Origin of the sequence: Candidatus Aquicultor secundus (assembly GCF_002791875.1) — a bacterium.
Taxonomy (GTDB): Bacteria; Actinomycetota; Aquicultoria; order Aquicultorales; family Aquicultoraceae; genus Aquicultor_A; species Aquicultor_A secundus.
In genome coordinates, this window is sequence record NZ_PFNG01000255.1 from 899 (window position 1) to 4,113 (window position 3,215).

Here is a 3,215-nt window from a genome sequence, read left to right on the forward strand (position 1 = left end):
AATTTGGGCGTTTGGTATGGAATTATAGAATTCCTTGTTGCGAATATATGAAGTAGTTACCCAGGCTCGCCTCGAGGGAAAGACACGCCTTGGTGATTGAACGCGTTTTTCTTTTTGGTGCCATCAACCCGTCAATACTCTGTATGAACGCAATATTAAAGTTGGCATCGCAACCAGTGTGGTTAAACGACTATGGGACGAAGTTGAGATATACCCTCGACAATAGAATCAATCGCTAAAGCTATCCGAAAAGCAACAAAGGTTCTCGAGCTTTTTGGAAACTAGACAGCATATCCCTTTAATCTGAGGCAAATTGACTATCACTTCTTGCGCTATTTTATTACGGTAATTGATGAACTTTGACTAACACTCCTTCCCTTTTTTGAAGCTGTTACAGTTATCGGCCAGGCTCCCGGAGTAGTTCTTGTTCCAACCTTCCATGTCCATGAAACAGTCCCATCTGCGGCTGCTACTTTAGGCACAAGGCCTGCCGCATGGCTCGGTCCACTTTTATACATAACCTCGATGCCACAACTAGCGCCAGGTGTTGTTCTCGCTGTCAATGTGACAAATTCGCCAGGCGAGACTGGTGATGTAACAGAGACAATCTCGAGCGTTAGAGATGAAATTTAAGGTTATTATAGAGAAAGTTGATAACGAAGGTTATTCGGTATACTGTCCAACACTAAAAGATTGCTGGTCGCAGGGCAAGACAGAGGAAGAGGCACTTGAGAATATCAAGGATGCAATAAAAGTTTATTTGGAAACCCTCGAAGAAGTAACCAAAACAAAGCACACACATGATGTAGAGGTAGCCGTGTAGTGGCAAAAGTCCCGCCTACTTCCGTGCCAGGCCTAATCGATCCCACGTCCATGAGATATCGTAGTGGGGTTTACCTTGCTTCTTGTTATGCTCCTCGGTATTCTCGATGGATTTTAGAAGCTCAACGACCTTGTCGCGGCCGGCTTTTGTCTTGACGGCTTGCGTAGGGGTTTTGCCGCCGAGTGCCGGGATCTGTTCGGTCAGCCATTCCTCGTAATGTCGTTGCATAAATTGCGTGTAAATCTGCTGTTTGATTTCGGGCGGTATCTCATCTTCGCGGGCACGGGGCTTGTCTTCATATTGCTCCATTGCTTGCATTGCGTCCTGAAACTCGTCCGCTTTGTGAATAATCGTATCGGCGGCATATTTAAGGATAAGCGCCTTCCCCTCCTCAAGTCGTTCCCTGGAATTTGTCTCAAGAACCAGTTTATTGCCCTTGATCTCAAATCGTCCGAGTATGACGGGGCCGCTCATGCGCTCCGTCTTTCCCAGCCAAACAAACCCGTCCTCTTCACGCTTTAGCTCCTCGATCTTGCTTAAAGCAGTTAAAAGCGCATCCTTATCCTTAACTTCAAAACGCGCTTTTGAAAATACAAGCGGCTCTCCGCTCGTCGTCTCGAGTTCCATTTCCTGGGGATACAAGATCGGCTCATACCAATAGTAATTGAACATGTCGCCGTCCTCTTTGAGATAATCGCGCATTGTTGCACCGGGATTCTCGCGCTTAAAGAATTTATAGTCGTCTTTGAACGCCTTTACCAGGCGCTCCTTGAGGCTTCTATGATAGGCGTATATGCTGCCCGACAGGATGTAGTCGCCATCGAATTGGAGTACCCTTGCTGCAAAGATGTCCCATTTGTTAAGGTAGCGCGTGGCGATTTGCTCACGTACGTCGAATTCACCGCCGAGCAGCAGATCGCGTAGCAGAAGCCCTTCTTCAGGGTATACCTCTTCGACCTCGTAGAGACTCAGACAGGAATCGCGCATCTTGTTCAATACGGCAAGCTCATCGGCATCCAGTCTTCGGGCGTTATCTTCTATGTAAAGTTCAAGCAGAGTTTTGCTATCGTCATTATCGTAATCGGCGCGTGCATCGTGTACGGCCCACTCGAAGAAGTTGGTAACCGCCATGTCGTGTATCCCGCCGCTTAAATGCTCGTCAGGGTCGAACTCGTCCCAAAAGACATCGCCGGCTTCCTCGACGGCGTCCATGTGATGCCTGCGAAGGTATGCAAGAATGTCTTCGACCTGGCGCTTTTTTATCGAAGACTCGGGTTTGATCTCTGCGTACGATGTTGTGCCGCAGCATTTCTTAAATTTCTTACCGCTGCCACACGGGCAAGGCTCGTTTCGCCCCACGCTGGCCATTAGAGCGCCTCCTCATTCCAATCTGAACTGATTTTACGATTATTTCATAATGAACGTCGTAAGACAAATATGAGTGGCTGTGATGTAACACAGGACGTCGAAGGACTTATTTTCTGGGTATAGTTACCGGGCAGCCGGGCCTACCAGGGTTGGTTCAACTTCAGATGCCACCGCCGATCCCTCAATCCTCCGATATACGTAGGCATAGGCGAGCGCAATGAGGGGGAATACAATAAATAGGCCGAGGCCGAGCGGTATCGCGCCAAGTATAATTAGACCGAGAAGCGCCAGGTCTAGCAGGAATACTTTGCCTGCCATACCCCTTGTAAGCTCCCAGCTTTTTTGCAAAGATTCGATAATCGCATCGGTACCGCTCGCGTTTTTGTCGACGATGTAGTAACCGAAGAACTGCAATCTAATAAAAAGATAAATACCCGGGATAATAAGCAGAATGGTACCGATGCCAACGGCAACGCTGAACAAGAAATCGCTGATGAGAAATATTAAATACAGTGGGTACACCGCGAAGAAATCGCCGAATTCCGCTTTCTCGCCTGTTATCGACTTGAGCGCTACGTTTATAGCGCCCATACTAATAAACGCCCCTGCGAGAAATGAGAAGATGCTGGTATGGACCCTGAAACCTCCGCCAAGCGGGCTCGGCGCACCTAATGTATTGTCAATCGAGTTTGCAACCGCTGAAATAATAAACGATATGAGCGTGAGGCCGACAAAAAGAACCGGATTGCCTTTAAACGTCTCCCAACTGCTACGTAATACATCCCCAATTAAGAAATCTTTCGCTGCCATTCGCTACCCCTTCCCCTCAACGATCGAGTACTGGCTCTGTTACGTAATTACTTACCCATATCTATGTTTTCTCCTGTTGCTATGTGTAACAAATTTATTACAGGGCTCGTGGCCCAGTAGCGAGGGATCACGTTTTTTGCCAAACGGAATCTCGACTTTATTCTACTCTCCCCGCAAACCCCTCCCTTATCATCTCGACCACCTCGTCTTCGCT

General features: G+C 47.9%; 3 protein-coding genes. 1 reads left to right on the top strand and 2 read right to left on the bottom strand.

All coding sequences use genetic code 11. The annotated features are described in order from the left end of the window. Window positions 1–622: 622 nt before the first annotated feature. A complete protein-coding gene (locus COY37_RS10820) occupies window positions 623–823 on the top strand; it encodes a type II toxin-antitoxin system HicB family antitoxin (RefSeq protein WP_286679408.1) in 201 nt (66 codons plus the stop codon). Between the two features lie 15 nt (window positions 824–838). Here COY37_RS10820 and COY37_RS10825 read toward each other — a convergent pair whose 3' ends face one another. After that, the gene (locus COY37_RS10825) at window positions 839–2,191 is read right to left on the bottom strand and encodes a DUF7986 domain-containing protein (RefSeq protein WP_286679407.1); all 1,353 of its coding nucleotides are present in this window, start codon (window positions 2,189–2,191) and stop codon (window positions 839–841) included. 123 nt (window positions 2,192–2,314) lie between these two features. Further along, window positions 2,315–3,001 (bottom strand): DUF975 family protein, encoded by a 687-nt coding sequence (locus COY37_RS10830; RefSeq protein ID WP_286679406.1) that lies wholly within the window; start codon window positions 2,999–3,001, stop codon window positions 2,315–2,317. Window positions 3,002–3,215: the final 214 nt, after the last annotated feature.

Excerpts from the sequence above, each read along its gene's own strand:
- COY37_RS10830 (WP_286679406.1), bottom strand. The coding sequence starts at position 3,001 with ATGGCAGCGAAAGATTTCTTAATTGGGGATGTATTACGTAGCAGTTGG.
- COY37_RS10825 (WP_286679407.1), bottom strand. The coding sequence starts at position 2,191 with ATGGCCAGCGTGGGGCGAAACGAGCCTTGCCCGTGTGGCAGCGGTAAG.
- COY37_RS10820 (WP_286679408.1), top strand. The coding sequence starts at position 623 with ATGAAATTTAAGGTTATTATAGAGAAAGTTGATAACGAAGGTTATTCG.